The sequence below is a fragment of the Streptomyces hoynatensis genome (genome assembly GCF_003626535.1).
GTDB classification, from domain to species: Bacteria; Actinomycetota; Actinomycetes; order Streptomycetales; family Streptomycetaceae; genus Streptomyces; species Streptomyces hoynatensis.
This window is the reverse complement of record NZ_RBAL01000017.1, coordinates 68,621-92,178: the sequence shown is the minus strand read 5'-3', so window position 1 is coordinate 92,178 and position 23,558 is coordinate 68,621. Positions and strand designations below refer to the sequence as shown.

General features: G+C 75.4%; 25 protein-coding genes. 12 read left to right on the top strand and 13 right to left on the bottom strand.

All coding sequences use genetic code 11. From position 1 onward, the window contains the following. Positions 1–67 precede the first annotated feature (67 nt). From D7294_RS24175 to D7294_RS24140, 8 genes are all read right to left on the bottom strand, one after another. Complete coding sequence (locus D7294_RS24175; protein ID WP_241562588.1) at positions 68–1,105, bottom strand: N-acetylglucosamine kinase; 1,038 nt, start codon at positions 1,103–1,105, stop codon at positions 68–70. Next, positions 1,102–1,779, bottom strand: coding sequence for a uracil-DNA glycosylase (locus D7294_RS24170; protein WP_120683247.1), 678 nt, complete (start codon positions 1,777–1,779; stop codon positions 1,102–1,104). Before D7294_RS24170 ends, D7294_RS24175 begins: the two co-directional genes overlap by 4 nt. Before the next feature lie 62 nt (positions 1,780–1,841). Next, on the bottom strand, positions 1,842–2,969 hold the full coding sequence (locus tag D7294_RS24165) for a WD40/YVTN/BNR-like repeat-containing protein (RefSeq protein ID WP_120683245.1): 1,128 nt from the start codon (positions 2,967–2,969) through the stop codon (positions 1,842–1,844). Positions 2,970–3,148: 179 nt separating this feature from the next. Then, entirely contained in the window at positions 3,149–4,501 is a 1,353-nt protein-coding gene (locus D7294_RS24160; RefSeq protein ID WP_120683243.1) for an FAD-dependent oxidoreductase, read from the bottom strand. Between the two features lie 138 nt (positions 4,502–4,639). Further along, positions 4,640–5,290: a TetR/AcrR family transcriptional regulator gene (locus D7294_RS24155; RefSeq protein WP_120683241.1), complete on the bottom strand. Its 651-nt coding sequence runs from the start codon at positions 5,288–5,290 to the stop codon at positions 4,640–4,642. A gap of 204 nt (positions 5,291–5,494) precedes the next feature. Continuing rightward, complete coding sequence (locus tag D7294_RS24150; RefSeq protein ID WP_120683239.1) at positions 5,495–6,190, bottom strand: HAD family hydrolase; 696 nt, start codon at positions 6,188–6,190, stop codon at positions 5,495–5,497. 41 nt (positions 6,191–6,231) lie between these two features. Continuing rightward, positions 6,232–7,182, bottom strand: coding sequence for a M56 family metallopeptidase (locus tag D7294_RS24145; protein ID WP_120683237.1), 951 nt, complete (start codon positions 7,180–7,182; stop codon positions 6,232–6,234). A gap of 100 nt (positions 7,183–7,282) precedes the next feature. Then, positions 7,283–7,861, bottom strand: coding sequence for a DUF5134 domain-containing protein (locus tag D7294_RS24140; protein ID WP_120683235.1), 579 nt, complete (start codon positions 7,859–7,861; stop codon positions 7,283–7,285). A 115-nt stretch (positions 7,862–7,976) separates the two neighbouring features. Here D7294_RS24140 and D7294_RS24135 point away from each other — a divergent pair, with 115 nt between their 5' ends. After that, complete coding sequence (locus D7294_RS24135) at positions 7,977–8,528, top strand: GNAT family N-acetyltransferase (RefSeq protein WP_120683233.1); 552 nt, start codon at positions 7,977–7,979, stop codon at positions 8,526–8,528. On the opposite strand, the gene D7294_RS24130 is transcribed toward D7294_RS24135, so the two are convergent. Then, on the bottom strand, positions 8,512–9,189 hold the full coding sequence (locus D7294_RS24130) for a glycerophosphodiester phosphodiesterase (protein WP_120683231.1): 678 nt from the start codon (positions 9,187–9,189) through the stop codon (positions 8,512–8,514). The two genes, D7294_RS24135 and D7294_RS24130, sit on opposite strands and share 17 nt — an antisense overlap. A gap of 151 nt (positions 9,190–9,340) precedes the next feature. Between D7294_RS24130 and D7294_RS24125 the strand changes: the two genes are divergently transcribed. The 3 genes from D7294_RS24125 to D7294_RS24115 are packed head-to-tail and all read left to right on the top strand — an operon-like array spanning position 9,341 to position 12,658. Continuing rightward, positions 9,341–10,747, top strand: a complete 1,407-nt coding sequence (locus D7294_RS24125; RefSeq protein WP_120683229.1) for a DUF6421 family protein — start codon at positions 9,341–9,343, stop codon at positions 10,745–10,747. Between the two features lie 52 nt (positions 10,748–10,799). After that, positions 10,800–11,588: an SDR family NAD(P)-dependent oxidoreductase gene (locus tag D7294_RS24120; protein WP_120683227.1), complete on the top strand. Its 789-nt coding sequence runs from the start codon at positions 10,800–10,802 to the stop codon at positions 11,586–11,588. Beyond that, on the top strand, positions 11,585–12,658 hold the full coding sequence (locus tag D7294_RS24115; RefSeq protein WP_174248426.1) for a threonine aldolase family protein: 1,074 nt from the start codon (positions 11,585–11,587) through the stop codon (positions 12,656–12,658). The genes D7294_RS24120 and D7294_RS24115 overlap by 4 nt, the downstream gene beginning before the upstream one ends. A 60-nt stretch (positions 12,659–12,718) precedes the next feature. On the opposite strand, the gene D7294_RS24110 is transcribed toward D7294_RS24115, so the two are convergent. Then, the gene (locus D7294_RS24110; protein ID WP_120683222.1) at positions 12,719–13,432 is read right to left on the bottom strand and encodes a lysophospholipid acyltransferase family protein; all 714 of its coding nucleotides are present in this window, start codon (positions 13,430–13,432) and stop codon (positions 12,719–12,721) included. A gap of 313 nt (positions 13,433–13,745) precedes the next feature. Here D7294_RS24110 and D7294_RS24105 point away from each other — a divergent pair, with 313 nt between their 5' ends. The 3 genes from D7294_RS24105 to D7294_RS24095 all read left to right on the top strand — a co-directional run bounded on the left by D7294_RS24105 (position 13,746) and on the right by D7294_RS24095 (position 16,036). After that, positions 13,746–14,111, top strand: a complete 366-nt coding sequence (locus tag D7294_RS24105) for a TlpA family protein disulfide reductase (RefSeq protein WP_120683356.1) — start codon at positions 13,746–13,748, stop codon at positions 14,109–14,111. Between the two features lie 141 nt (positions 14,112–14,252). Beyond that, on the top strand, positions 14,253–15,038 hold the full coding sequence (locus tag D7294_RS24100; protein ID WP_120683220.1) for an electron transfer flavoprotein subunit beta/FixA family protein: 786 nt from the start codon (positions 14,253–14,255) through the stop codon (positions 15,036–15,038). A gap of 35 nt (positions 15,039–15,073) precedes the next feature. Beyond that, positions 15,074–16,036 (top strand): electron transfer flavoprotein subunit alpha/FixB family protein, encoded by a 963-nt coding sequence (locus D7294_RS24095; RefSeq protein ID WP_120683218.1) that lies wholly within the window; start codon positions 15,074–15,076, stop codon positions 16,034–16,036. A gap of 39 nt (positions 16,037–16,075) precedes the next feature. On the opposite strand, the gene D7294_RS24090 is transcribed toward D7294_RS24095, so the two are convergent. Continuing rightward, positions 16,076–16,294 carry a hypothetical protein gene (locus D7294_RS24090; RefSeq protein WP_120683216.1) on the bottom strand — a complete coding sequence of 73 codons (219 nt, stop codon included), beginning with the start codon at positions 16,292–16,294 and terminating at the stop codon, positions 16,076–16,078. A 293-nt stretch (positions 16,295–16,587) separates the two neighbouring features. Between D7294_RS24090 and D7294_RS24085 the strand changes: the two genes are divergently transcribed. The 4 genes from D7294_RS24085 (at position 16,588) to D7294_RS24070 (ending at position 20,074) form a co-directional block, all read left to right on the top strand. After that, positions 16,588–17,553, top strand: a complete 966-nt coding sequence (locus tag D7294_RS24085) for an ROK family protein (RefSeq protein ID WP_120683214.1) — start codon at positions 16,588–16,590, stop codon at positions 17,551–17,553. Positions 17,554–17,581: 28 nt separating this feature from the next. Further along, positions 17,582–18,604, top strand: a complete 1,023-nt coding sequence (locus D7294_RS24080; protein WP_120683212.1) for an NUDIX hydrolase — start codon at positions 17,582–17,584, stop codon at positions 18,602–18,604. An 81-nt stretch (positions 18,605–18,685) separates the two neighbouring features. After that, a complete protein-coding gene (locus tag D7294_RS24075) occupies positions 18,686–19,342 on the top strand; it encodes a class F sortase (protein ID WP_120683210.1) in 657 nt (218 codons plus the stop codon). Positions 19,343–19,510: 168 nt separating this feature from the next. Then, complete coding sequence (locus D7294_RS24070; protein ID WP_120683208.1) at positions 19,511–20,074, top strand: hypothetical protein; 564 nt, start codon at positions 19,511–19,513, stop codon at positions 20,072–20,074. Between the two features lie 36 nt (positions 20,075–20,110). On the opposite strand, the gene D7294_RS24065 is transcribed toward D7294_RS24070, so the two are convergent. Continuing rightward, positions 20,111–21,511: a dipeptidase gene (locus D7294_RS24065; RefSeq protein ID WP_120683206.1), complete on the bottom strand. Its 1,401-nt coding sequence runs from the start codon at positions 21,509–21,511 to the stop codon at positions 20,111–20,113. A gap of 249 nt (positions 21,512–21,760) precedes the next feature. On the opposite strand from D7294_RS24065, the gene D7294_RS24060 reads away from it, so the two are divergent. Further along, positions 21,761–23,014, top strand: coding sequence for a geranylgeranyl reductase family protein (locus tag D7294_RS24060; protein WP_338325690.1), 1,254 nt, complete (start codon positions 21,761–21,763; stop codon positions 23,012–23,014). 177 nt (positions 23,015–23,191) lie between these two features. Here the strand turns inward: D7294_RS24060 and D7294_RS24055 are convergent, their stop codons facing one another. Next, positions 23,192–23,533 carry a hypothetical protein gene (locus D7294_RS24055; protein WP_120683202.1) on the bottom strand — a complete coding sequence of 114 codons (342 nt, stop codon included), beginning with the start codon at positions 23,531–23,533 and terminating at the stop codon, positions 23,192–23,194. Positions 23,534–23,558 lie beyond the last annotated feature (25 nt).

Below are 23,558 nucleotides of genomic sequence, written 5' to 3'. Positions count from 1 at the left end.
AAGGCCGAAGGGGCCGGAAAACCGGAGGAATCAGAGGAATCAGAGGAATCGGCGGAACCAGGAGGGATCAGAGAGCGGGGGAGGGGTCCCCCGGGCCAAAGGAGACGGTCAGCAGGGCGGGGTCGGTGGGCAGCCGCAGCGCACCGGCGGCGAGCCTGGCGGCCACCAGCAGCGCGCCGTCCAGCGGCTCCCCGGCCGCGGGCACCGATTGCGTCCGCGGCAGCCGCTCGGCCAACTCCCGGCGCAGGGGCGCAAGCAGCGGCTCACCCAGCTTGAACAGGCCGCCGGTCAGGGCCAGTTCGGTACCCGCCGCGTCAGGGCAGGCGGCGGCCGCGGTCCTGGCGATCTCCCGCGCCGCCTCCCGCAGGATGCCCGCGGCGACCGGATCGGCCGGCCGGCCCGCCAGGCCCCGGGCGCAGGCGGCCACCTCGGGGGCGAACGAGGCCAGCACCGCCGGCCGGTCGGCGCGCGGATAGACCCGGCCGGGCAGCCCGGAAGGCGGGCCGAACACCGCCTCCGCCCTGGCCAGCAGCGCGGCCGAACCGCCCTCGCGCCCGTCGTGCGCGCGCAGCGCCGCCTCCAGACCGGCCCGGCCCACCCAGGCCCCGCCGCCGCAGTCGCCGAGGAGGTGGCCCCAGCCGTCGGACCTGCGCCAGGCCCGCAGGTCGCAGCCCAGGGCGATCATCCCGGTGCCCCCGGCCACCACGGCCCCCGGCCGCTCGCCCAGCGCCCCGGCGTATCCGGTCACCGCGTCGGCGGCGAGCGCGACGTGCCGGGCGCCGAGCGCATCGGCCAGCGCCTTCGGCAACTCGGCCCGCAGCCGCCCGCCCAGGGTGGCCATGCCCGCGGCGCCCACGCACACCGCCACGACGCCCTGCGCGCCGGCCTCGGCGAGGAGGGTCCTGGCCGCGGGCAGCAGCAGCTCCAGCAGGTGCCCCGGGTCGAGGCCGCCCTCGCCGGTCCGCACCGGCTCGGCGACCGCGACCTCGCCGCGCCGCCCCGGCACGCCGCTCGCCCCGGCCCTGGCCAGGGCGACCCGGAGCCCGGAGCCCCCCGAGTCGGCGCCCAGCACCCAGCCTTCGGCGTCCCGGCCGGGCAGGGTCACGGCAACTTCCAGTCCACGGGGGCCGCGCCCTGCTCCCGCAGCAGGGCGTTGGCCCGGCTGAAGGGCCGCGAACCGAAGAAGCCGCGGTCCGCGGACATCGGGGAGGGGTGCGCGGACTCCACCGCGGGCACGTCGCCGAGCAGCGGGCGCAGGCCCCGTGCGTCCCGGCCCCACAGGATCGCCACCAGCGGCTTGCCGCGGGCCGTCAGCGCCCGGATCGCCTGGTCGGTGACCTCCTCCCAGCCCTTGCCGCGGTGCGCCGCGGGCCGCCGCGGCGCCGTGGTCAGCGCGCGGTTCAGCAGGAGGACGCCCTGGTCGGTCCACGGCGTCAGGTCGCCGGTGGCGGGCCTCGGCAGGCCCAGATCCGAGCCGAGCTCGCGGAAGATGTTCTCCAGGGAGCCGGGCAGCGGGCTGACGTCCGGGGCGACCGAGAAGCTGAGCCCCACGGCGTGCCCCGGCGTCGGGTAGGGGTCCTGACCCACGATCAGCACCCGTACCTCCTCGAAGGGCTGCTGGAAGGCGCGCAGGACGTGGGCGCCCGCGGGCAGGTAGGTCCGCCCCGCGGCGATCTCCGCCCTGAGGAAGTCCCCCATGGCCGCGATCCGGTCGGCCACCGGCGCCAGCGCTTCCGCCCAGCCCGGTTCCACGATGTCGTTCAATGGTCGTGCTGCCACGGTCCGTCACCCTACTGGCAGGCGAGGGTCCCGGTCCTTCCAGGCCGCGCCGTGCCCTCGCCCTAACCGATCAACGCCGCGCGCACGCACAGGACGTCGGGCAGGTGCGCGGCCAGCTGCCGCCAGCCGTCCCCGTCGTCCGCGCTCGCGAAGACCTCGCCGTTCCGGTTGCCGAAGTAGATCCCGGCGGGGTCCGCGTCGTCCGTGCACAGGGCGTCGCGCAGCACCGTGCCGTAGTGCGGCTCCTCGGGCAGCCCCGCGCCGAGCTCCTCCCAGCTGCCGCCCGAGTCGGCGGTGCGGTACACCCGGCAGCGGCGGCCGGCCGGGACGCGGTCGGAGTCCGCGTTCAGCGGGAAGACGTAGGCCACGCCGGAGCGGCGCGGATGGGTGGCCACGGCGAAGCCGGAGTCCGAGGGGAGCCCGCCGCCGATGGAGGTCCAGGTGGCGCCCGCGTCCTCGCTGCGGTACACGCCCCAGTGGTTCTGCAGGAAGAGCCGGTCCCGCACCACCGGGTCGGGCGCGATCTTGTGCACGCACTGGCCGAACTCGGGGTGGCGATCGGGCAGGAACACCGCCTCCACCCCGGTGTTGGACGGCGACCAGCTCCGGCAGGCGTCCCGCGTCCTGAAGACCCCGGCCGCGGAGATCGCCACGGTGACCGAGGCCGGGTCGCGCGGGTCGGTGAGCACCGTGTGCAGCCCGAGACCGCCCCCGCCCGGCTCCCACCGCTCCCGGGTGGGGTGCTCCCACAGCGGACGCACCAGCGCGAAGGACTCGCCGCCGTCCTCGGAGCGGAACAGCGCGGCCGGCTCCACACCCGCGTACACCACGCCCGGCTCCTCGGGCCCGGCCGGGTGCAGCTGCCACACCCGGGTCAGCGAGGCCCCGGTGCCCTCCGGGAAGCGCAGCGCCGCCCGGTCCGGCGGCTCCCGCCAGGTGGCGCCCAGGTCGTCGGAGTGGAAGACGGAAGGGCCCCAGTGCGCGCTGTCCGCCCCCACCAGCAGGCGCGGCGCGCCCGGCCCGCGGCGGTCGATGGCCACCGCGTACACCGACTGGGCGGGGAAGTGGGGCCCGTCGAACTCCCAGCCGCCCCGCGCCCTGGCCGCCACCGGCCGCCTCGCGAGGAACAGCCCCTTGCGCGTGCCCACCGCGAGCAGCACCTCGCTCGCGCCGCCGAACACATCCGTCATCTCGCCCACCTCCGGGTCGTTTCGCCGCCATCGCCGACACGTCCCGAACAGTGTGACCCGGACCACTGACACTCCCGCCCCTGCGCCCGCGGAACCCCGGGAAACGCGCAGGTCACCGGCGAGCGCGGCCCTGGGGCCGCCCTCCCGCGGCGGGCCCGGCCGCGGGAGGGGGGCCGGGCTCAGGCCCCGCGTGCGGCGGTCAGCAGCCCGTCCCAGTCGGGGATCTTCACGGTGCCGCGGGCGAGGGTGCTGCCGAGCGCCGCCTCCGCCGCCTCGATGCCGAGCCAGCCGCGCCACTCGACCGGCGAGAGCCCGGCCTCGCGCAGCGCCTCCAGCGGGTCGCGCCCGGAGACCGCACGGCCCTCGAGCGCGGGCAGGTCGGCCAGGACCGATCCCGCGGTCTCCTTGGCGCAGGGCCGGTTGGTGCCGATCACCCCGGTGGGCCCGCGCTTGATCCAGCCCGCCACGTACTCGCCGGGCGAGGGCGCGCCCTGCCGCAGCACCCGGCCCTGGGCGTGCGGCACCGTTCCGGTGCCCGTGTCAAACGGCAGCCCCTCCAGGGGCACTCCGCGGTAGCCGACCGAACGCAGCACCAGCTGGGCCTCGATGTCCACGAGCTCGCCCGTCCCGCGGACGCCGCCCGCGCCGTCCGGCGCCGTCCGCTCGAACCTGACCGCGCGCACCGCGCCCTGCCCGTCGTCGAGCAGTTCCACGGGCCGCAGGAAGAACCGCAGGTGGATACGCCGCTGCTCGTCCCCGTCCGCCTTCACCCAGTCCCGCAGCGCCGCGACGTTGCGCCGGGCGGTGGCCGGCAGGCCCGTGGGGTCCGCGTAGCCGGGGTCGGCGGCCAGCTCCTCCTCGCGCACCCGCACCCCGGCCCCCGGCAGGGTGCCCAGCTCGCGCAGCTCCTTGGTGGTGAACTTGGCCTGCGAGGGGCCGCGCCTGCCGACCATGTGGATGTCGCGCACCGCGCTGGCCGCCAGCGCCTCCAGCGGCCCCTGCGGCATGTCGGTGGCCGCCAGCTCGCTCGCCCCACGGGCCAGGACCCTGGCCACGTCGACCGCCACGTTGCCCACCCCGATCACCACGGCGCTGCGGGCCCCGAGCGGGAAGCCGTGCCCGATGGCGTCCGGGTGGGCGCTGTACCAGGACACGAAGTCGGTGGCCGAACAGCTCCCGGCCAGGTCCTCGCCCGGGATGCCGAGCCTGCGGTCCTTCGCGGCGCCCACGCAGTAGACCACCGCGTGGTACAGCTCGCGCAGCCGCCGCGTCGCAACGCCCGCCTCTCCCACCGGCACATTGCCGAGGAAGCGCACCCGCGGGTGCTCCAGGACCCGGCGCAGATTCGTCTGCAGGGACTTGATCTTCTCGTGGTCGGGCGCCACGCCGTACCTGACCAGGCCGTAGGGGCACGGCAGCCGGTCGAGGACGTCGATCGCCACGGGCGGCCCATCGGCGCCGTGCTGATCGATGAGGGACTGAGCGGTGTACACCCCGCTCGGACCGGAACCGACAATCGCCATTCGAAGCATGCGCGAGCTCCTCACACCGCCGAGTGGGACGGAGCATTCAGCATCCCACTGAAGGGAACCTTGTGGCGGGGCGCGAGCGAGCCTCCGGCTACCCTTCGTGATCGCCGGGGCGCCGGGGGGCGCGCGGACGCGGCCAGGTCAGCGCCGGGGCAACAGGATCGAGCCGCTTGCCCCTTCGGACGGTTTTTCGCCCGGTGGCACGCCGAGCTCCCAGTCGAGCCCGTAACGGGAGAACAGCTCGGCCCGCAGCCGGGGCAGCGGCATGGGGGCGCCCGGCAGGAGCTGGGCCACCACGCTGCCCATCAGCAGCGCGCGCAGCAGCGGATAGTCGGTGTCCGGGTCGGCGGAGCCGAAGCGGACCATGGTCTCCCGCAGCAGGGCGGCCAGCCGCTGCTGCTCCGCGCACCGGATGAAGCCCTCCTGCTGCAGCAGCCCCGCCATGTGGGCCCGCATCAGCACCGGCTCGTCCCTGGCCAGGCCGAGGATCGCGTCGATCGCGCGGGCCAGCAGCTCCTTCCCCGCCTGCGGGCCGGAGGGCCGGGGCGGGCGGTCGAGCGCCGCGGCGAGCGTGAGGTGCATCTTGCGGTGCACCGCCGCCTGCAGCAACTGGTGTTTTCCGGGGAAGTAATAGGAGATCAGCCCGCGGGCGGACCCGGCGCGCTCGGCGATGTCCGCGAAGGTCGTGGCCTCGTAGCCGCGCTCCGAGACCAGCTCCACGGTGGCCTGCAACAGCCGCTCCCGGGAGCGTCGGCGCATTTCCGCATTGACCGAAGCGCGGCGAGGGGACATGCTGGACTCCCGTTGACTGGCTAACAGTCAATATACTCATCGGGCACCCGGACGCCGCCGCCCGGTAGGCGGCGCTGTCCGGAGTCGGTGGCGGTATCGGGCGGCGCGGGGGACCGTCCGATACCGCCACCCGTTTCACCGTCCGCACCGCCGCGTCGCCTTCAGACGGCGCCTACCCCATCATTGCGGGCCAAGGCCCCCGGGTCACCCGACGAGGTCGAGTACCGGCCGCAGGTCCTCGGGTCGCTCGCCGACCGGCAGGTGGCGCACCAGGTGCACGGCGCAGCCGAGCGCGGTGGCGCCGCCGTCGGCCCGCTCGTCGTCGCCGACCATCAGCACGTGCTCCGGCGCCAGGCCGAGCCCCTCGCAGGCGAGGCGGAACAGCCGCGCGTCGGGCTTCTGGACGCCGTGCTCGAAGGAGAGCACGCAGACGTCGAGGCAGCCGAACAGGCCGTGCTCCCGCAGGACGGGCCGCAGGTCCCAGCCGATGTTGCTGATCAGCCCGATGCCCGTGCCGCGCTCGCGCAGCGCGCGCAGCACCGGGAGGACGTCCGGGTACCGCCGCCAGGCCCCCGGCTCCCGGTGCCGGTCGTACAGGACGTCGTACAGCCTGTCGTCGGGCAGCGGAACCCGGCGGGCCAGCGCCGTGTAGAGCTCCCGGTGCCTGCTGCCGTCCCGGTCGCGCTCCCGCCACAGCCCGGCCAGCTCGGGCGGCACCTGCCGTGGCCTGGACCCCCCGGGCAGCGCGCCCACCTCCTCGAGCGCGGCGGCCAGGCGGCGCACCTCCTCCTCGGGCAGGGCGACGCCGGTCCTCTCCAGCGCGACGCGCAGCCAGGAGACGGCCGGCTCGATGCGCATGAGGGTCCCGGAGAAATCGAAGAGCACGCCGTGGATGGCCATGACTCGATCCTGCCCGTGCCAGGCCGGGGCGCGCCAGCCGATCAGGCGCCGAGCGCGGTCAGTCCGGGCAGGAAGGCGACCAGCAGCGGCACCAGCGGCATCAGCGCGGCGGCCGCCGTCATCCGCCTGCGGCGGCCCCGGGTGAGCCGCCGGCCGGGGCTGAGCAGCCGGTGCACCCGCTGCGGGAGGTGGGCGTGGTGCGCGGGGTGGGCGGCCAGCGTGAACACGCCGCGGTCCTCGTTCAGGCCGACCAGGGCCAGGGCGGTGGTGAACCTGCCGAAGCGCCGGGAGGCGACATCGTCCGCGGCCAGCTCCACGAGCCGGTGCACCTGGTGCCTGAAGGCGGCGAACACCGGCACCTGCGGGAAGCCGCGGGCCAGCGCGCCGGCGCAGTACACGAGCCAGTGGTGCCTGGCCCGCACGTGGCCCTGTTCGTGGGCGATCACGGCGTCGAGCTGGCGCCGGTTGAGCCGGCGGAGCGCGGCCGTGGTGATCACCAGGCGCGGCGGCGTCCCCGCAAGCAGCCAGGCGTCGGGCCGTTCGTCCTCGAGCACGATCAGCCGGTCGCCGGTGGCCGCCTCCTCCCCGGGCAGCCGGGGGGAGCGGGAGAGCAGCCCGGCGCGCTGCCTGCGCCGCCAGGCCCGGGCCGCGGCCACCTCGCGCACCAGCATCAGGCCCGTCCAGCCGCCCCCGCCCGCGAGCAGCAGGGCGATCGCGGCGGCCCAGCGCCGTTCGTCCGGGTGCAGCCCGTAGGCGTCCACCACGACGGCGGGAGCCGGCGCGAAGAGCTGCCCGCGCACCTCGTGCCAGGCCGCGGCCCCGCACAGCGCCATGGCGAGCACGCAGCACAGCAGGACCGCCGCGACGACGCACTGCCACACCCACAACGCGAGCACCGGCTCCCGGTCGGGCCACGATCCGCGGGCCAGCAGCCGCGGCGCCGTCGCCGCGGTGAGCCCGCCAAGCACCAGGAGCGCGAGGGCGATCACCATGGGGTCAGCCTAGAGCCAGGGCCCGGCAACCGGAACGGCCCGGCCCGGCCGCCGTCCCGGCCCGCCGCACCGGCCGGCTCGGCCCGGCGCCGGCCTGGCCTCACATGGTCAGCAGCATCGCGAACATCCCCACCGCCAGGGCGAGACGGCAGGCCGCCGCCAGCTCCGGAGGCCGCTCGGGCGCGCCGCCCGCCCCACCGGCGGGCCCTCCGTGCCCGCCCCCCACGGCGGCGGGGAGCAGCCGCGGGCCTGCGCACAGCGCGTAGCCGCCGAAGTAGGCCAGCAGCACCCCCGTGAGCAGCGGGTTCCCGCCCGGCTGGTGCGCCGCGTGGTGCGCGGCCGCCGGGGCCGCCCCCATGGCCAGCGCCATGTAGAGCATCGCCGCCGTCTCCACCACGTGGTGCGCCCGGTGCGCGGCGCCGAACCCGAGCACGGCGGCGGCCCCGAGCGCCGTCCCCCCGGAGAGCACCGCCACGCACAGCAGGACGAGGTCCCCGGGGAACCCGCCAGGCTGCCCCGTGGGCAGCGCCATCACCGCCATGCCGAGGCCCATCGCCGCCTCGGCCGCGGCCGCCCGCCGCTCCCTCGGCCGTCCCCCGCGCACCCGCGTCAGGCAGTAGCCGCCCGTCCCGCCGCACAGCGCCACCAGCAGCCAGCCCACGAGCACCGGCCCGTGCATCGCCCACCTCCCCGCCGCGGTCCGCGCCGGGAGACTGCCCACCACGCGCCGGGTGCACGGGAGCGCACGGAAGCGTGTAGGGAGAGCGCGCACGCCGGCGCTACGATGCGGGGCTGTGACGACGACGGAGCACCTCACCTTCCGCGAAGCCGGGGAGAGCGACATCCCGGCGATCGTGGCGCTCGTGGAGTCCGCCTACCGCGGCGAGTCCAGCCGGGCGGGCTGGACCACCGAGGCCGACCTCCTCGACGGGCAGCGCACCGATCCGGAGGGCGTCCGGGAGGCCCTCGCCGCCCCCGGCAGCCTGCTGCTGGCCGCCGAGCGGCTCGGGGAGCTCGTCGCCTGCTGCCACCTGGAGCGCCGGGCCGGTGCGGGGGGCAGGGACGCGGCGTACTTCGGGATGTTCGCCGTGCGTCCCACGCTCCAGGGCGGCGGCCTCGGCCGGCGCGTCCTGGCCGAGGCCGAGCGCCGGGCCCGCACGGAGTGGGCGGCCGGCGAGATGCACATGCAGGTGATCTCGGCCCGGGCCGACCTCATCGCCTGGTACGAGCGCCGGGGCTACGCCCGCACCGGGCGCACCAGCGCCTTCCCCTACGGCGACGAGCGCTTCGGCATTCCCCGGCGGTCCGACCTGGAGTTCGAGCTGCTGGTCAAGCCGCTGCGCTGAGCGCGATCTCCGGCCTGTCGGTCACCACGCCGTCGAGGCCGAGCCCGATCGCCCGGTCCAGTTCCCCGGCGGTGTTCACCGTCCAGCTGATCACCTTGAGTCCCGCGGCGTGTGCCCGGGCGACCACGCCGGCGTCCAGGTGGGCCAGCTCGCAGGAGATCATCCCGGCGCCCAGCTTCGCGGCGCGTTCCGGGGCCGAGCCCGTGGAACGGCCGCTGACCAGCGCGAGGGGGATCTCCGGGAGCAGCTCTCTGGTCTCGCGCAGCGCGTCCCCGTGGAAGGAGATCACGGTGACGCGGTCCTGAAGGCCGAGCCGCTCGATCTCCTCCGCCAGCACCCGGGCCGCGGCCCGGTCCTTGATCTCGGCCTGCAGCGGCGCGGCCACGGCCTCCACGACCTCCTCGAAGAGCGGCAGCCGCTCGCCGAGCCCGGCGTCAAGGGCCCGCAGTTCCTGCAGCGTGAGCTCGCCGACCCGGCCCGAGCCGTCGGTGGTCCGGTCCACCTCGGCGTCGTGGATGACGACCAGGCGCCCGTCCTTGCTCAGGTGCAGGTCGAGTTCGATCATGTCGAGCCCGGCGCGGTCGGCCCTGCGGAAGGAACGCAGGGTGTTCTCCGGCTCCACGCCCATCAGCCCACGGTGTCCGACGGTCAGCAGCGGCATGCCGATCACCCTAAGCACGGCGGGTGAACGCCGGTGTGCCGGGGGACGGGGGCCAGGCCACGACCGGGTGGTCTCACGGTTGCCCGGTTGATCGAAGGATCTGCGCCAGATACCGTGCTCTTACGAGAATTTCTGCTGTGGAGGATGGGTCATGACGGAAACTCTGGCGTCCATCACCCCAAAGGGCGCGGGTTTGTCGGGCGAGGACTCCGAGCGCGTCGTCGCTCACCCGGCCTGGGCGGTGCTGAAGCAGGCCGTGGCGGACATCCGCCCGGCCCAGTCGAAGGACGGCTCCATCGACTTCGATGCCGAGGGCGCCCCGGCTCCCGCCGAGATCCGCCGGCTGATCGACCGTGTCGTCGAGGCCGTCGGCGAGCTCTCCCCGCTGCTCCCGCACGACGCCGCCTACCACCGCGCGCTCGTCGGCGACCTGCGCGCCTGGGCCGAGGGCGGCTTCGGCGTCCCCGACTTCCTCGACTCCCTGCTCGCCTTCCAGCCGGCCGCCGGGCGCACCGACGGGCGCCAGCACCTCGTCGTCTTCCCCATGTACACGCAGAACGGCAACCCCGACCGCAACCTGGAGGCGGTCGTCCTGCGGGTGGTGTGGCCGCAGTGGCTCGCCGAGCTGGAGCGCACCCGCTACGACAACCCGATGTTCCTCGGCATCACCTTCGAGGACTTCACCGCGGGATACGACACCAACTCCGCCGTGCTCTTCCCCGAGACCATCGCGGTCAGGAAGGCCCCCGAGCGCTTCACCTGGGGCGGCATCTTCTGCGACCGGGAGGCCGCCAGGTTCCGCCGCGTCGTCGCCGCCGCCCGCGAGGTCACCAGCCTGCCGCTGCCCGCGGAGGCCGAGGCCCTGCTGGCCGACCAGGAGCGCTGCCAGCAGACGTTCGTGCTGTGGGACATGATCCACGACCGCACGCACAGCCACGGCGACCTGCCCTTCGACCCGTTCATGATCAAGCAGCGCCAGCCCTTCTGGATGTACGGGCTCGAAGAGCTGCGCTGCGACCTCACCGCCTTCCACGAGGCCGTGCGCCTCGCCGAGGACGGCTACCCGCAGGGCCGCGACGTCCAGTACGCGGTGCTGCTCGAACGCCTCTTCCGCTTCCCGGTCACCGGCGAGCGCGTGCGCAACTACGACGGCCTCGGCGGCCAGTTGCTCTTCGCCTACCTGCACCGGCACGACGCCCTGCGCTGGACCGACAACAGGCTGGCCATCGACTGGGACCTGGCCCGCCGGGTCACCGTCCGGCTGCGCGAGGAGATCGAGACCCTGTACCGCAGGGGCATCGACCGGCCCAAGCTCGTGCACTGGCTGAAGGCCTACGAACTGGTCTCCGACTACCTCGCCCCGCACCCCGGCTCCACCTGGGCCAAGGGCCCCGAGGCACTCGACCTGAGCCTGCCGCCGCGCAAGCTCGTGGACGACGTGCTGCCGGACGAGTTCCCGCTGAGCCTCTTCTACGAGGCGCTGGCCAAGAAGCTCCGCAAGGTGATCGAATCCACTCGGGGCATCACCGCGGACAGCCCCGCGGAGCGGGCCGCCTGACCCTGCCCGCCCCGGCCGCACTGCCCCAGGAAACGGAACCAAGGAGGCGCCGATGACGAGCCCCGAAGGCGGCAGCCAGGACCCCCGCCCCCCGGACGGGGACGGCGGACTCGACGGAGCGGTGATCGCGGTCGCCGGAGCGGGCGGCCCCGCCGGGCAGGCCACCCTGCTGCGCCTCGCCGAGGCGGGCGCCACCGTGGTGGGCGCCGACGCGGACGCCGAACGGCTCGCGGCGGCCGTGGACGCCGCCCGCTTCGCGCACGGGGGCGCCACGGTGACCGGCGACACCGTGGACCTGCTGGACTACGAGGCCGTGGGGGACTGGGCCGCCAAGACCGAGAAGGAGTTCGGCAGGATCGACGGGCTGGTCCACCTCGTGGGCGGCTGGCGCGGCTCCGCCGCCTTCGGCGAGACGGCCCTCGCCGACTGGGAGGCCCTGCACGACCTGCTGCTGCGCACCGTGCAGCACACCTCGCTCGCCTTCAAGGCGCCGCTCGAGCGCGCAGGCAACGGCCGCTACGTGCTGGTCAGCGCGGCGGCCGCGGCCAGGCCCACCGCGGGCAACGCCGCCTACGCGGCCGCGAAGTCCGCCGCCGAGGCATGGACCCTGGCCCTGGCGGACGGATTCCGCAAGGCGGCCGGCGACGGCCCCCTCCGGGCGGCGGCCGGCATCCTGGTCGTCAAGGCCCTGGTCAACGACGCCATGCGCGCCCAGCGCCCCGAGGCCAGGTTCTCCGGCTTCACGGACGTCGCCGAACTCGCCGAGAACATCTGCCGGTTGTGGGCCACGCCCACCGAGCACGTGAACGGAACCCGCCAGTGGCTGACCCCCAAGCCGTGACCACCGACGCCCGCCGCCACCACGACCCCGGCGCCCGCGGCTTCGCGAGCGACAACTACGCGGGGGCCCACCCGGAGGTGCTCGCCGCCCTCGCCCTGGCCAACGGGGGCCACCAGACCGCGTACGGCGAGGACGCGTACACCGCGCACCTCCAGGAGGTCTTCCGCGCCCACTTCGGGCCCCGCGCCGAGGCCTTCCCCGTCTTCAACGGCACGGGCGCCAACGTCGTCGGCCTCCAGGCCATGACCGACCGCTGGGGCGCGGTCGTCACCGCGGACAGCGCGCACATCCACACCGACGAGGGCGGCGCGCCCGAGCGGGTGGGCGCCCTGAAGCTGCTGCCGGTGCCCGCGGAGGACGGGAAGCTCACGCCGGAGCTCGTCGCCCGCGAGGCACACGGCTGGGACGACGAGCACCGCGCGATGCCCCAGGTGGTCTCGCTCACCCAGTCCACCGAACTCGGCACCCGCTACACGCCGCAGGAGGTGCGCGCCCTGTGCGAGTTCGCCCACGAGCGCGGCATGGCGGTGCACGTGGACGGCGCCCGCCTGGCCAACGCGGCGGCCGCCCTCGGGCTGCCGCTGCGCGCCTTCACCACCGACGTGGGCGTCGACGTCCTCTCCTTCGGCGGCACCAAGAACGGCCTGCTCTTCGGCGAGGCCGTCGTGGTGCTCAACCCCGAGGCCGTCCGGGGGCTGGTGCGGCTGCGGAAGTCCTCGCTCCAGCTGGCCTCGAAGATGCGCTTCGTCTCCGTGCAGTTCGAGGCGCTGCTCGCCGGGGACCTGTGGCTGCGCTCGGCCGCGCACGCCAATGCCATGGCCCGCCGCCTGGCCGAGGGGGCACGGGCGGTGCCGGGCGTGGAGATCCGCCACCCGGTCGAGGCCAACGCCGTCTTCGCCCGCCTGCCCCACGACGCGGCCGAGCGGCTGCGCAAGCGCCACCGCTTCTACTTCTGGGACGAGGCGGCGGGCGACGTGCGCTGGATGTGCTCCTTCGACACCACCGAGGCGGACGTCGACGCCTTCCTCACCGCCCTGCGCGAGGAGATGCGGGACCAGCCGGGGGCCTGAGCCGCCCCCCCCGGGGCCGGCCTGTGGAGCTCCGCGGCCCGCGGAGCTCCACAGGCCGGCCTAGCGCGCGGTGGCGGGCGGCGGCGCGGTGCCGCCCAGGTGCGCGGGCAGCCACCAGGCGTCCTCCGCGCACTTGGGCTTGGCCGGGTAGGCGCGCTGTGCCGCCTCCAGCAGCTCCTGCACCCGCTCCCGCAGCCGCCTGGTCACCCGCAGCGCGGGCTCGGCCGGGTCCGGCGTGATCGGCGCCCCGACGCGGATGGTGATCGGGACGTGGTTGCGCCGCAGGTCCCGCTTGCGGCCCTTGGTCCACAGCCGCTGGGTGCCCCACAGCGCGACCGGCAGCATCGGCACCCCGGCCTGCTGCGCCATCCGCGTCGCGCCCGTCTTGAACTTGCCGAGCGTGAAGGACTCCGAGATCGTCGCCTCCGGGAAGACCCCCACGATCTCGCCGGCCCGCAGCGCCCGCAGCGCGTGCGCGAAGGCCGCCTCGCCCTCCGCACGGTCCACCGGTATGTGCTTCATCGCCCGCATCAGCGGCCCCGAGAGCCGGTGCCGGAAGACGGAGTCCTTGGCCATGAAACGCACCAGGCGCTTCGCCGGGCGCGCGGCGAAGCCGGCGAAGACGAAGTCCAGATAGCTGATGTGGTTGCTCACCAGCACGGCGCCACCCCGGCGTGGCACATGCTCGGTGCCGTCGATGTCGAAGCGCAGGTCGAGCGCCTTGAACATCGCCCGCGCGGCGGCGATCACCGGCGGATATACGAACTCTGCCATGCCCGGGTGCCCTTCGTGAGTGCGGACCTACGCCACCGTAACTTTCGGTGCCGTCGGATCGTGCCCGAAAGCGGCGGCGTTCGCCACCCCGGGTCCGCACGGGCGCCCAAGGGCGCGCCCGGAAACCGGGCGAAAACGGGGTGATTCGGCCCGCCCCGTGCCGTCCGTGGGGGCGCGGGGCGCCCGCCGGGGGCGTCGTGCGGCGCGCGAGGACCGGCGGGGGCGGGTGGCCGGGAATGCGCCCGCCGTCGCCGTGCTTGACTCGGACGACCGGGGGAAGGCGCCGGAACGGCCGCGGGCGAGGGAGGAGCGCATGGGCGAGAGGACGGAGCCGGATCGGCTCGATGCGGCGGCGCTCGGCGTCGACCGGCTCGGGCGGCGCGCCACGCTCGTGCACTTCTCCAGTGCCTTCTGCCGGCCCTGCCGCGCCACCCGCCTGGTGCTGGCCGAGGTCGCCGGGCTGGTCGAGGGGGTGCGCCACGTCGACGTGGACGCCGAGTCCCGCCTCGGGCTCGTGCGCGCGCTGGGGATCACCCGTACCCCGACGGTGCTGATCCTCGCGGCGGACGGCCGGATCGTGCGCCGGGCCACCGGCCGGCCGCGGAAGGCCGAGGTCATCGCCGCGCTGGGGGCCGCCGTGTCCGAGGAGCGCACGCCGCGATCCGAAGATCGTACGTAGGCAAGGTCACAGTGCGGCATTCTTGTCCGCGAGGTATACGCTGGATTTACTGGCCAGTAACAATTCCGGTGTGGATCTTCGAGGACCTTCGAACAGACCCGTGTGCCCCCTGTACGGACCGATAGCGGTAGGAGAGCCGGCGTGAGCCTGAAGATCGTTGTCTGTGTGAAGTACGTGCCCGACGCCACCGGCGACCGGGGCTTCGCCGAGGACCTGACCGTCGACCGCGAGGCCGCGGACGGGCTGCTCTCCGAGCTGGACGAGTACGCGGTGGAGCAGGCCCTGCGGATCGCCGAGGAGGCCGAGGAGGCCGAGGTGACGGTCCTGACCATGGGCCCGGAGGACGCCACCGACGCGCTGCGCAAGGCGCTGTCGATGGGCGCGGACAAGGCCGTGCACGTGGAGGACGACGACCTGCACGGCACCGATGTGCTCGGCACCTCCCTGGTGCTGTCCAAGGCCGTCGAGCACGTGGGCTACGACCTGGTGGTCTGCGGCATGGCCTCCACCGACGGCGGCATGGGCGTGCTGCCTGCCCTCCTCGCCGAGCGCCTCGGCGTCCCGCAGGTCACCCTCCTGTCGGAGCTCTCCGTCGCCGGGGGGAAGGTCACCGGGCGCCGCGACGGCGACGCCGCGACCGAGCACCTCGAGGCCGCGCTGCCCGCCGTCGTCTCGGTCACCGACCAGTCGGGCGAGGCGCGTTACCCCTCTTTCAAGGGGATCATGGCCGCCAAGAAGAAGCCGCTGGAGACCCTCGACCTCTCCGACCTCGACCTGGACGCCGGGCAGGTGGGGCAGGAGGGCGCCAGGACGGCCGTCGAGTCGGCCACCGAGCGCCCGGCGCGCACGGCCGGCGAGATCGTCACCGACGAGGGCGAAGGCGCCAAGGCCCTGGCCGCCTTCCTCGCCGAGCGCAAGTTCATCTGAGGACCGTCCGCACCTTCCCGCTGGAGACAGACCCCATGGCTGAAGTTCTCGTTTACGTCGACCACGTGGACGGCTCCGTCCGCAAGCCCACCCTGGAGCTGCTCACCCTCGCCCGGCGGCTCGGCGACCCGGTGGCCGTCTTCCTCGGCGCGGGCGCCGACACCGCCGCCCCCACGCTCGCCGAGTACGGCGCCGTCCGGGTCCTGGCCGCCGACGCCCCCGAGTTCGCCGACTACCTCGTGGTCCCGAAGGTGGACGCCCTCCAGGGCGCCGCCGAGGCGCTCTCGCCCGCCGCCGTCCTGGTGCCCTCCTCCGCCGAGGGCAAGGAGATCGCCGCCCGCCTCGCCCTGCGGCTCGGCTCCGGCCTGATCACCGACGCCGTCGACCTCGAGGCCGGGGAGAGCGGCCCGGTGGCCACCCAGTCGGTGTTCGCCGCCGCCTACACCACCACCTCGCGCGTCACCGAGGGCACCCCGGTGATCACCGTCAAGCCCAACTCGGCCTCGCCCGAGCCCGCCCCCGCCGCCGGCACCGTGGAACAGCTCACCGTGGAGTTCGGCCCGCTGGCCACCGGCACCGCGGTGGTCTCCCGCAGCCCCCGCGAGGCCACCGGCCGCCCCGAGCTGACCGAGGCCGCGATCGTGGTCTCCGGCGGGCGCGGGGTCAACGGCGCGGAGAACTTCGCGGTCATCGAGGCGCTCGCCGACGCCCTGGGCGCCGCCGTGGGCGCCTCCCGCGCCGCCGTGGACGCGGGCTGGTACCCGCACTCGCACCAGGTCGGCCAGACCGGGAAGACCGTCTCCCCGCAGCTGTACATCGCCGCCGGGATCTCCGGCGCCATCCAGCACCGCGCGGGCATGCAGACCTCGAAGACCATCGTGGCCGTCAACAAGGACGCCGAGGCCCCCATCTTCGAGCTGGTCGACTACGGCGTCGTCGGCGACCTGTTCGACGTCGTCCCCGCCCTCACCGAAGAGGTGAAGGCCCGCAAGGGCTGAGCCCCCGCGGGCCGGGGCCGTCCGCCCGCCGCGGCGGCCTCAGCCCGCCGTGGCGGGCGCTGTGCCGCGCGCCCCCCGCCGGAACCGCGGCCGCCCGCGGCGGGCCCGGCGGGCCGGGCCGCGGGCGCCCGCCCCGGCCTTCCCCATGCTCGCGGCGCGGTCGGCCTCGTGGCCGGCCGGCGCCGGGGGCGGGCCGCTGCCGCTGTCCGCGGGAAGCCGGCCGATCGCCAGCGCCGCCAGGAACTGAAACTGCTCCATGCTCTCCTCCGTCACACCGAGTGCCGCGGAACTCTCCGCCCCCTCAGGGTCGGGCAGGCGCATGACGCCCCTTTTGCCCGTGAGTCAACCCCTCGTGGCGAATCGCCGCCGCGCCGTGAACAAGGCATGACTCGCACACCCCCTGTGTTTCCTCCGGCCACCCCCCGGCGTGGCGGAGCGCAAACCACGCGCACGGCGGCGCGCCCGCGCCCGGCCCGCGGGCGGAAAAGCGTCGCTGAGGTCACTCCCAGGCGACTGGACATCCCGGGCGCCACAGGTCAGGCTTCCTGCTCATGACCACTGATCTTGTCGCCGCCGTGGACATCGGCGGCACCAAAATCGCCGGCGCGCTCGTGAACGGCGCCGGTGAGCTGCTCCACCGCCTCCAGCGCCCCACCCGGGCCAGGGAGTCGGCGGACAGCGTGCTGCGGTCCCTGACCGACGTGCTGACCCCGCTCACCGAGCACCCGCTGTGGTCGCGCGTCGGTGCGGTGGGCGTGGGCAGCGCCGGCCCCGTCGACGCGCGCAACGGCACGGTCAGCCCGGTCAACATCGCGGCCTGGCGGGACTTCCCGCTGGTCGAGGGCATCCGCAAGACCACGGGCGACCTCCCCGTCGCGCTGGTCGGCGACGGCGCGGCCATCGCGGCCGGCGAGCACTGGATGGGCGCGGCCAGGGGCCGGGCCAACGCGCTGTGCATGGTGGTCTCCACCGGGGTCGGCGGCGGCCTCATCCTGGACGGCAGGCTCCGCCCCGGGCCCACCGGCAACGCCGGGCACATCGGCCACATCAGCGTCGACTTCAACGGCGAGCTGTGCCCCTGCGGCGGCCGCGGCTGCGTCGAGCGCATCGCCAGCGGCACGAACATCGCCCGCTATGCCCTCGCCTCCGGCTGGCGTCCGGCCGAGCCCGAGGGCGATCTCACCGCGGCCGGCGTCGCCCTCGCCGCCCGGGCGGGCGACCCGGTGGCCCTGGAGGCGTACGAACGCGCCGCCCGCGCGCTGGCCGCGGGCATCGCGGCCACCGCGACCCTGGTGGAGCTGGAGACCGTCGTCATCGGGGGCGGCGTCAGCCAGTCGGGCGAGGTGCTCTTCGGGCCGCTGCGGCGCGCGCTGGGGGAGTACGCCACCCTGCCCTTCGTCTCCGACCTCGAGGTGGTGCCCGCGGAACTCGGCACCGACGCGGGCCTGGTGGGGGCGGCGGCCGTGTGCTGGAGCGACTCGGACACGTTTTTGAGCCTGGGTGCAGCGGGCAACTGACACACGGGCGAAGAACGGAGGGGGATACGTGATCATCTGGCTGAACGGCGCGTCCGGGGCCGGCAAGACGACCGCCGCGCAGGAACTGCTCCACCTGCTGCCGGGCAGCACCCTGTACGACCCCGAGGTGGTCGCCTCGGGGCTGCGGGCGCTGCTGCCCAAGGAGCGGCTCGCGCAGGTGGACGACGTACAGGACCTCCCGTCCTGGCGGCGCCTGGTGGTCGACACCGCCGCGGCGCTGCTCGCCGAGCTGCCCGGCCCCCTCATCGCCCCGATGACCCTCCTGTGCCAGGAGCACCGCGACGAGATCTTCGGCGGCCTCGCCGCCCGGCGGATCCAGGTGCAGCACTTTCTGCTCCACGTAGAGGAAACGTTCCTGCGCGAGCGCATCGACCGGGGCGCGCCCCCGGAGGGCGACCTGGTCCGCACCCGGCGCCTGAGCCGCATCCCCCGCTATGCCGCCGCCCTGCCCTGGCTGACGGCCGACGCGCACACCGTGGAGACCTCGCGGCTGACGCCGCGGGAGACCGCGGAGGAACTGGCCGAAGGGGTGCGGCGCGGCGACGGGACCTGCCGCATCGTGCAGAGCCCGCCGCCCCGCGCCGAGACCCTCGCCGCCGGGGTCCTCCTCTTCGACGACCGCGACCGGGTGCTGCTCGTCGACCCCACCTACAAGCCCGGCTGGGAATTCCCCGGCGGGGTCGTCGAGTCGGGCGAGCCCCCCGCCCAGGCCGCCGTGCGCGAGGTGGCCGAGGAACTCGGCCTGGAACTGGGGCACGAGCCCGCGCTGCTGATCGTGGACTGGGAGCCGCCGGCCCCGCCGCTCTTCGGCGGCCTGCGACTCCTGTTCGACGGCGGCCATCTGACGGCCGACCGGCTCCGGGACGTCCTGCTGCCCGGCGAGGAACTGCGCGACTGGCGCTTCGCCACCGAGGACGAGGCCGAGAAGCTGCTGTCCCCCGGGCGCTTCGCCCGGCTGCGCTGGGCCCTGCGGGCCCGCGCCGAGGGCCGGGCGCTCAACCTGGAGGCCGGCGTCCCGGTCGGGGCCTGAGCCCGGCCGCCGAATCGCGCGCCGCCCACCGCGGAACTAGCGTGGCCGGTAGTGGCCCGTTCCCCCTCCTGGAGCGGTGAGATGCGCATACCGGAGTACGTCCAGGACGACGAGCCGCGCGGCTGGGGGGCGCACGCGGCCTTCGGCGCCGCGGCCGCCGCGCTGCTGCTCGGCGCCACCCTGCTCCTGTCCTCCCCCGAGGAGGCGCCGGGGCCCCCGCAGCCGCAGACCGCCCAGCGGCAGCAGCCGGGCACCGCCCCCGCCGAGAGCACCGCAAGGCCGCTGGAACCCGCGCGCCCCCTGCGCGTCTCCGTCCCGGCCATCGGCGTGGACGCGCCACTGGTACCCGTCGGCCTCACCCCCGACGGCTGGATCGACACGCCGCCCGAGGACTCCCCAGGCGTCGCCGGCTGGTACGAGGGCGGCGTCACCCCGGGCACCGTGGGCACCGCGGTCATCGTCGGGCACGTCGACGACCGCGAGGGGCCGGCCGTCTTCTACGGTCTGGGCGCCCTCGTCCCCGGCCACGGCGTCGAGGTCGCCCGCGAGGACGGCCGCACGGCGCGCTTCACGGTGTACGACATCGCCGTCTACGACAAGGACGCCGTGCCCGCACACGTCTACCGCGACACCGGGCAGCCGGAGTTGCGGCTCATCACCTGCGGCGGCAGCTTCGACGAGGCCGGCGGCTACTCGGGCAACGTGGTGGTCTTCGCCCGCCTGTCCGGCGTGGAATGAGCGCGCCGGGCGGCCTCCCGGCGGCTTCCCGGGCACGGCAGAGCGGCGCAAATGGCCTGTCGGCTAACCCGTTTGACGCGTTCCGGAGGTTATGGGCGGACATGGGTGCCTAACGTCGTGGTGCGGGGCGACTTGCACGTCGCGCACTCTCGACGAAGGAGCCCATCGATGAGCACACTGCGAGGCGTCCTGGCCGCGGCCGGGCTGAGCGTGACGGTCCTCGGCGCCGGCGGCCCTGCCGCCGCGGCGCCCACAGCGGAGGCGCGGCAGCCGGAACAGTCCGTGTCCTTCGGGTTCAGCGTCTCCCCGAGCAGCGTGCGGCCGGGCGGCGCGGTGGTCCTCACCGTGACCGGCTGCACCGGCCACGAGGCGTTCGCCGAGTCCGCCGTCTTCGACCGCGTCGGTCTCGGCACGCCGGGACCGACCCAGTCGGCCAGGACCACGGTGGACGCGGACGCCAGGGTCGGCGCCCAGTACGGCGTCACCTTCACCTGCGGCTCGGAGACCGCGAGCGCCACCCTGACGATCGTCTCCGCCACCCAGAGCCCCACGCCCACCCGCACGGCCACCGCGAGCTCCACCACCCTGCCCACCCGCGGCGCGCAGGCGGGCGCCGGCGGCGCGCAGCCCGAGAGCCACGGCGCCCTCCTGCTGGCGGGGGCGGGGCTCACCGCGGGAGCCGCCGCCACCACCCTGCTGCTCCTGCGGCGCAGGACCCGCCGCCACGACTGAACCCAGGACCCCGCGCGGCGCCCGGGCCCGGCACCCTCAGGCGGGGGCCGGGCCGCCCGCCGTCGCGGCGTAGCGGCGCAGGAACAGCGCCTCGGCCGTCGCCATCCGGCGCAGCTCCTCGGGGGAGACGCTCTCGTTCACGGCGTGGATCTGCGCCGCCGGGTCGCTCAGGCCGATCAGCAGGATCTCCGCCTCCGGGTAGAGACCGGCCAGGGTGCTGGTCAGCGGGATCGAGCCACCCTGCCCGACGACCGCCATCTCCACTCCCTCGTACGCCTCCCGCATCGCCTCGGCCATCGAGGCGTAGGCGGGGCTCGCGGTGTCGGCCCTGAAGGGCTGGCCCTCGCCGGTGGCGCGCACCGTGACCCGCGCCCCCCACGGGGCGCGCGAGGTGAGGTGCCCGGCCAGCAACTCGGCCGCCTTCGAGGCGTCCACGCCCGGCGGCACCCGCAGGCTCACCAGGGCGCGCGCGCTCGCCTGCACCGAGGGCGTGGCCCCCACGACCGGCGGGCAGTCGATGCCGAGCACCGTCACCGCGGGCCGCGCCCACAGCCGGTCGGCCACGCTGCCCGAGCCGATCAGCTCCACGCCCTCCAGCACCTTGGCGTCCTCGCGGAACACCTCCTCGGGGTAGGCGGTGCCCTCCCACACGCCGTCGGCGGGCAGGCCGTCGACGACGGTGGAGCCGTCGGGCGCCCGCAGCGAGTCGAGGATGCGGATGAGCGCGGCCAGCGCGTCGGGGGCCGCCCCGCCGAAGGCGCCGGAGTGCAGGTTGCCCTCCAGGGTGTCGACCTCCACCCTGACCATGGCCATGCCGCGCAGGATCGCCGTCACCGTCGGCTGCCCCGCCCGGAAGTTGCCGGTGTCGCCGATGACGATGGCGTCGGCCCGCAGCAGGTCCGGGTGCTGTTCCGCGTACCGCTCCAGGCCCCCGGTGCCCTGCTCCTCGGATCCCTCGGCGATCACCTTCACGCCGACAGGCACGCCGCCGTTCTCCTTGAGCGCCCGGAGCGCGAGCAGGTGCATCAGCACGCCGCCCTTGCAGTCCGCCGCGCCGCGGCCGTACCAGCGGCCCGCCCGCTCCGTCAGCTCGAAGGGCGGCGAGAGCCAGGCCGCCTCGTCCAGCGGGGGCTGCACGTCGTAGTGCGCGTACAGCAGCACCGTCGGCGCGCCCGCCGGGCCCGGCAGGTGCCCGTACACCGACCTGGTGCCGTCCGGCGTCTCCAGCAGGGCGACGTCCTGGAAGCCCTCGGCGCGCAGCGTCCCGGCGATCCACTCGGCCGCCGCCAGGCACTCCGTCTCGGGGAACTGCTCCGGGTCGGCGACCGAGCGGAAGGCGACCAGCTCGGCGAGCTCCTCCCTGGCCCTCGGCAGAAGCGAGGCGACGGTGGCGGCGACGTCGGCGGCCGGGGAAGTGGGCGGGGGAGGGTAAGGCATGGCACGCTCCTTCGACGGGCGCCGTCCCCGGCGCCGTGACCGGCGTCGTTCACTGGTACAGATGAACGGGTGACGTCCGCCGATCATCGCACAGTGCCCCCGCCGAGCGCCCTCGTGGAGCGGCCCTCGGCCGCCGCCCCGGGAGGCGGCGGGTCCCGCGGAGAACCGTTCCGCCCGCCCGGCTGACTACGGCTTAGGATGCCCTGCGGTGGCCGAAGGACCGATCGCGACGGGGAGCTACAGCACATCGTGAGCAGCGACAACGAAGCCGGGACGAGAAGCGTGTGGGACGTCGTCGTCGTGGGGGCCGGACCCGGCGGAGCCTCGGCCGCCCGCGCGGCGGCCGAGGCGGGCGCGCGGGTGCTGCTGCTGGAGAAGGCCGAGCTGCCGCGCTACAAGACCTGCGGCGGCGGCATCATCGGCCCCTCGCGCGACGCCCTGCCTCCGGGCTTCGAACTGCCGCTGCGCGACCGGGTGCACGCGGTCACCTTCTCCCTCAACGGCCGCCTCGCCCGCACCCGCCGCTCCAAGCGCATGCTGTTCGGGCTGGTCAACCGCCCCGAGTTCGATCAACGGCTCGTCGACGCGGCGGTCCGGGCGGGCGCCAGGCTGCGCACCGGCGCCACCGTCTCCCGCGTCGAGCAGCACGGGCCCGCGGTGCCCGACCGGCGGACCGTGGCCGTCGTGCTCGCCGGCGGCGAGACGCTGCTGGCGCGGGCCGTGGTGGGGGCGGACGGCAGCGCGAGCCGGATAGGGGCGCACGTCGGCGTCCGCCTGGCCCAGGTGGACCTCGGCCTGGAGTCCGAGATCCCGGTGCCGCCCGAGGTGGCGAAGGACTGGGCCGGCCGCATCCTCATCGACTGGGGCCCGCTGCCCGGCTCCTACGGCTGGGTGTTCCCCAAGGGCGACACCCTCACCGTGGGGGTCATCTCCGCCCGCGGCGAGGGCGCGGCGACCAAGCGCTACCTGGAGGACTTCACCGCCAGGCTCGGCCTGGCCGGCTTCACGCCCAGCGTCTCCTCCGGCCACCTGACCCGGTGCCGCACCGACGACTCGCCGCTCTCCCGCGGCCGGGTCCTGGTGTGCGGCGACGCGGCGGGGCTGCTGGAGCCGTGGACGCGGGAGGGCATCTCCTTCGCGCTGCGCTCCGGCCGGCTGGCCGGGCAGTGGGCGGTGCGCATCGCCGAGGCGGGCGACGCGGTCGACGCCAGGCGGCAAGCCCTGAACTACACCTTCGCCATCAAGAGCGGCCTCGGCGTGGAGATGGGCGTCGGACGGCGGGTGCTGGCCGCCTTCGCCCACCGCCCGCGGCTGCTGCACGCGGCCCTGATCGGGTTCCGCCCGGCCTGGACGGCCTTCACCCAGATCACCCGCGGCTCCACCACGCTGGCCGGCCTCGTCCGCACCCACCCGCTGGCCCGGCGCACGCTCGCCGCGCTCGACCGGGCCCCGCGCGCCGATCAGGAGACGAGCGCGGACGCCGGGAGCAGCGCCGGGTCCTGACGCAGCATCCGCGCGTGCAGCTCGCCTGGGGCTCCCCGACCAGCGCGTCCTTCCCACCGGAACGTCGAGCCGGCAGGCGGCGGAGACCGTCCGCCGGGAGTTCCCCGCGGAGCCGACCGACACCGTCTTCGTGGTCCCCGCGGAGGAACGGGCCGGCGACCCACGGGCGCGGGCGGACTACGCCGCCGCGCTCTCCCGGGTGCCCGGGGTCTTCGAGGTCGTCTCGGCGGCCGGCACCCACCGCGGGGGCCACCTGGCCGCCCCGCCCGGCGGGGAGCAGGCCGCGAATGCGCCGGAACCCGGCCTCGGGCGGCTTGCCGTCGTGCCCACCCAGGAGGCCATGGCCCAGGACGTGCCCGGCCTGGTGGCCGCCCTGAGGGAGGTGCCCGCGCCGCAGCCCGTCCTCCTGGGGGGCCACCCGGCCGAGACCACCGACTTCCGCGCCACCCTGCCGGCCAGGCTGCCGCTGGTCGCCGGCCTCGTCCTCCTGGCCACCTGCGTGATGCTCTTCCTGTTCACCGGCAGCGTCCTGCTCCCGGTGAAG

Coding starts and splice junctions, on each gene's coding strand:
- D7294_RS24140 (WP_120683235.1), bottom strand. CDS start 7,861: ATGCACGGGCCGGTGCTCGTGGGCTGGCTGCTGGTGGCGCTGTGCGGC.
- D7294_RS24145 (WP_120683237.1), bottom strand. CDS start 7,182: ATGGTGATCGCCCTCGCGCTCCTGGTGCTTGGCGGGCTCACCGCGGCG.
- D7294_RS24090 (WP_120683216.1), bottom strand. CDS start 16,294: ATGGAGCAGTTTCAGTTCCTGGCGGCGCTGGCGATCGGCCGGCTTCCC.
- D7294_RS24120 (WP_120683227.1), top strand. CDS start 10,800: ATGACGAGCCCCGAAGGCGGCAGCCAGGACCCCCGCCCCCCGGACGGG.
- D7294_RS24125 (WP_120683229.1), top strand. CDS start 9,341: ATGACGGAAACTCTGGCGTCCATCACCCCAAAGGGCGCGGGTTTGTCG.
- D7294_RS24070 (WP_120683208.1), top strand. CDS start 19,511: ATGAGCACACTGCGAGGCGTCCTGGCCGCGGCCGGGCTGAGCGTGACG.
- D7294_RS24150 (WP_120683239.1), bottom strand. CDS start 6,190: ATGGCCATCCACGGCGTGCTCTTCGATTTCTCCGGGACCCTCATGCGC.
- D7294_RS24110 (WP_120683222.1), bottom strand. CDS start 13,432: ATGGCAGAGTTCGTATATCCGCCGGTGATCGCCGCCGCGCGGGCGATG.
- D7294_RS24075 (WP_120683210.1), top strand. CDS start 18,686: ATGCGCATACCGGAGTACGTCCAGGACGACGAGCCGCGCGGCTGGGGG.
- D7294_RS24155 (WP_120683241.1), bottom strand. CDS start 5,290: ATGTCCCCTCGCCGCGCTTCGGTCAATGCGGAAATGCGCCGACGCTCC.
- D7294_RS24065 (WP_120683206.1), bottom strand. CDS start 21,511: ATGCCTTACCCTCCCCCGCCCACTTCCCCGGCCGCCGACGTCGCCGCC.
- D7294_RS24130 (WP_120683231.1), bottom strand. CDS start 9,189: ATGCCGCTGCTGACCGTCGGACACCGTGGGCTGATGGGCGTGGAGCCG.
- D7294_RS24085 (WP_120683214.1), top strand. CDS start 16,588: ATGACCACTGATCTTGTCGCCGCCGTGGACATCGGCGGCACCAAAATC.
- D7294_RS24160 (WP_120683243.1), bottom strand. CDS start 4,501: ATGCTTCGAATGGCGATTGTCGGTTCCGGTCCGAGCGGGGTGTACACC.
- D7294_RS24105 (WP_120683356.1), top strand. CDS start 13,746: ATGGGCGAGAGGACGGAGCCGGATCGGCTCGATGCGGCGGCGCTCGGC.
- D7294_RS24095 (WP_120683218.1), top strand. CDS start 15,074: ATGGCTGAAGTTCTCGTTTACGTCGACCACGTGGACGGCTCCGTCCGC.
- D7294_RS24165 (WP_120683245.1), bottom strand. CDS start 2,969: ATGACGGATGTGTTCGGCGGCGCGAGCGAGGTGCTGCTCGCGGTGGGC.